Genomic DNA, 3,078 nt, shown 5'->3' with positions numbered 1-3,078 from the left:
TGCGATAATCGTTTGGTAACGCGTCCGTATGGCGCGGTATTTTTAAGAAGCTTGCCACCAATTCCGCGTACGCGGGATGTTGATGGTGTCGGGCAGTTTTTGTCTGCAGTGAACGGAAACGCGAGTACTGTTCAGTGTGACGACCAGCATTCAGAGGCTTGAATGAGCACCAAAATCCTTGCAGTCGATACTGCAACCGAAAATTGTTCTGTTGCCCTAATGGTAGGCAACGATGTCATTACACGTTGTGAGTATGCTCCGCGCGAGCATACGACGAAGATTCTGCCGATGGTGGATACCGTTCTGGCCGAAGGCGGCCTGAAGCTCAACCAGCTAGACGCACTGGCTTTTGGTCGTGGACCAGGCAGCTTTACCGGTGTCCGTATCGGTATTGGCATCGCTCAGGGGCTGGCATTCGGCGCGGACTTGCCGATGCTTGGCGTCTCGACGTTGGCAGCCATGGCTCAGGGATCCTATCGCTTGCATCAGTCAGAGCAGGTATTGGCGGCCATTGATGCCCGTATGGGTGAGATTTACTGGGGACAGTACCAGCGCCAGGCCGATGGTGACTGGCTAGTCGTTGACAACGAGCTGGTTATCCGTCCTGAAGGACTTGTTGAGCAGTTCAGCGCAGACAATGGCATTTGGTTAACAGCTGGTACAGGTTGGGAAAGTTATGCTGAACCTCTCGCCCAGCTTAAGGTCCAAATGGAAAAAGGTACTGTTTTATATCCGGATTCGCAGGATATGGTTCACCTGGCGAAATTTGCGCTGGCTCGAGGCGAGGCCGTTGATGCAGAGCATGCCAGCCCGGTTTACCTGCGTGATACTGTTACCTGGAAGAAGCTGCCGGGCCGTGAGTAATAACTAGAATCAGGGGGCGAGGCTTCGAAAGCACAGCTCCCTGATCTTAAGTACCGCAATGAGCTCTATTTGGCTCTTCTGCCTTTTGAAATCAGCTGAAGGATCCACTCTGCCGATAGGTATTGCATTATGGTTTCAATTCAACGTTTACCAACATCAATACATTCCCCGCACAAGCCCCGGGTCAATAAACCGGTACAGGCACCAGTGGCTGCCGAACAGACGGTGGTCGCAAAAGCGGTGGCCAAATCGGTCCGTGATCCGGAGCTGATCCAAGATGCCCATTCCAAAATTCAGTATGACGAACCTGAGGGCAAGAACCGCCAGGCTCTTGATTCCTACATGGGTGTGATGTATCAAAACCGTAAGGAAGAGCTGTCCTCCCTGGTTGGTGTCGACGTCTACGTTTAGCCTGCCTGACAATCTGGAAAGTTGACTGGATAATGAGCATTTGTCTAGGAGTATCTGATGTTTAGAGTGCTATTTCTTGGGCTGTTAACGGCCTTTATGGTAGGCTGCGCCAGCGTGCCTGAAAGCTTGCGCACTCAGTCAGAGAGCCCCATTACCGACTTTATGCTTATACGCGATAATCCTGCGATTGCTCAGGATCAGGAAGTGCGACTCGGTGGCGTTATCGCAGCTATCTACAACGAGAAACGACGTACCCGGATCGAGATAGTCAGCCTGCCGTTGACCAGCGACGGCAGACCCAAGATAGATGCGAAACCACAGGGGCGCTTTGTCGGTTATGCCGAAGGGTTTATCGAACCGTTGGAGTACCGCCCCGGTCGCTTACTGACCGTGGTCGGTAAAGTCAACGGTCAGGAGCAGGGGACCGTGGGCGAGTTTGACTACCAGTTTCCTGTCGTGGATATTTCCGGTCGGCAGTTATGGCAGGTCAAGCAGGAAATTCGGATTGACGATTTTGCCCGCTACCATGACTGTATCGGTACACGATGCTCGTTTATGAGCTACGGCGTGGGCTTTACCCGGGGCGAGGTAACGCAACGGGTGACCAAGTAGATTGAGAGTGTTGTGTCGAGTGTAATGTACAATACACACTTCCGGCTGGCGGAGATAACGCTGGCGGGATTGTGTTCATTTCAGCATCCGGGCGAGGTTGTTTCACCTTCATCGCCGCTGACCTACCCGTGTGATCAAAAGCCGATATTACTGTTCTTGCATGGTTGGCAGGATAATGCCGCCAGCTTTGACGCCTTGTTTGTGACTCTGGCCGAAAAGTTTCATCTGATTGCGATTGATTGGCCGGGCCATGGATATTCTCAGCCAAGGAGCAAGGATAACTATTACCATTTTGTTGATTATATTGATGATCTTAATCAGCTGATGGCCTTGTTGCCAGACCGGGAGGTTTTTCTGGTCGGGCATTCGCTGGGGGCGTTGGTTGCCGGCTGCTATGCGGCTGTCTTTCCGGATAAGGTTGCCGGGGCTGTGTTGATTGAAGGGCTTGCCCCGCTGCACGAGTCGCCGGAGCTGGCGGTACAGCGCCTGCGTGACGGGATTGCCAGCCGGCAGCGCTACCGTCGCCGGGCCGAGCGATGGGGAAAGGGCAGGGGAATGTCGTCGTTTCAGGAGGCCTTGCAGTTACGCTGCGTGGTCAACCACCTGTCGGCAGAACAACTTTCCCCTTTGGTGGCAAGAGGCACCTTTCAGGACGGCTCGAGCTGGTATTGGCGGCATGATAATAAATTGCGTTGTGACTCCCTGTATCGCATGGCCAAAGAGCATGCCAAGGCACTGGCGTTGCAGATCCAATGTCCGGTGTTGTCGATTCTTGGCCGGAGCGGATTTGAAGCCCTGAGTCAGCCGGGTGGCGGAAGATATTGGTTGCAGAATGGCTCACAGGTGGTGGTTGACGGTGGTCACCACTGTCACATTGAAAGCCCACAGGCGGTTTGTGAACACATAGTGGTATTTACATCAAAATTCAGATAACTGGTCCAATCAGTTGTTGTTAATTCTTTGTTAATTGTGTTGTAATGGTGGTAACAAACACTTGTTTGAATTAGTCCCCTACAACAAGCTTTGGGCGATGACGCCAGATAATATAAGGAGAGTGCAAAGTGGATAAGGTTTGGCTTAACCGCTATCCGGAAGATGTACCGGCAGAAATTAACCCGGACATGTACCCGTCTCTGGTAGAGATGTTTGAGCAATCTGTACAGAAGTATGCAGACCAGACAGCCTTTATCA

General features: G+C 52.3%; 4 protein-coding genes. All 4 read left to right on the top strand.

Annotation, left to right across the window (positions count from 1 at the left end; genetic code table 11):
• Positions 1–162: 162 nt before the first annotated feature.
• Positions 163–864: a tRNA (adenosine(37)-N6)-threonylcarbamoyltransferase complex dimerization subunit type 1 TsaB gene (gene tsaB / locus MHN01_RS22625; protein ID WP_239413595.1), complete on the top strand. Its 702-nt coding sequence runs from the start codon at positions 163–165 to the stop codon at positions 862–864.
• Positions 865–993: 129 nt separating this feature from the next.
• Entirely contained in the window at positions 994–1,275 is a 282-nt protein-coding gene (locus tag MHN01_RS22620) for a hypothetical protein (RefSeq protein ID WP_075768321.1), read from the top strand.
• Positions 1,276–1,332: 57 nt separating this feature from the next.
• Positions 1,333–1,887: a Slp family lipoprotein gene (locus MHN01_RS22615; protein WP_239413593.1), complete on the top strand. Its 555-nt coding sequence runs from the start codon at positions 1,333–1,335 to the stop codon at positions 1,885–1,887.
• A 24-nt stretch (positions 1,888–1,911) separates the two neighbouring features.
• A complete protein-coding gene (locus tag MHN01_RS22610) occupies positions 1,912–2,820 on the top strand; it encodes an alpha/beta fold hydrolase (RefSeq protein ID WP_239413592.1) in 909 nt (302 codons plus the stop codon).
• The last annotated feature ends 258 nt before the right edge of the window (positions 2,821–3,078 follow it).

The organism is Photobacterium sp. OFAV2-7, from assembly GCF_022347985.1.
GTDB lineage: Bacteria > Pseudomonadota > Gammaproteobacteria > Enterobacterales > Vibrionaceae > Photobacterium.
The sequence above is the reverse complement of the archived record's forward strand: the minus strand, read 5'-3'. Positions and strand labels throughout refer to the sequence as shown.

What these genes read in the sequence shown, in the direction of transcription:
- MHN01_RS22620 (WP_075768321.1), top strand. Translation starts at nt 994, where the DNA reads ATGGTTTCAATTCAACGTTTACCAACATCAATACATTCCCCGCACAAG.
- tsaB (WP_239413595.1), top strand. Translation starts at nt 163, where the DNA reads ATGAGCACCAAAATCCTTGCAGTCGATACTGCAACCGAAAATTGTTCT.
- MHN01_RS22610 (WP_239413592.1), top strand. Translation starts at nt 1,912, where the DNA reads ATGTACAATACACACTTCCGGCTGGCGGAGATAACGCTGGCGGGATTG.
- MHN01_RS22615 (WP_239413593.1), top strand. Translation starts at nt 1,333, where the DNA reads ATGTTTAGAGTGCTATTTCTTGGGCTGTTAACGGCCTTTATGGTAGGC.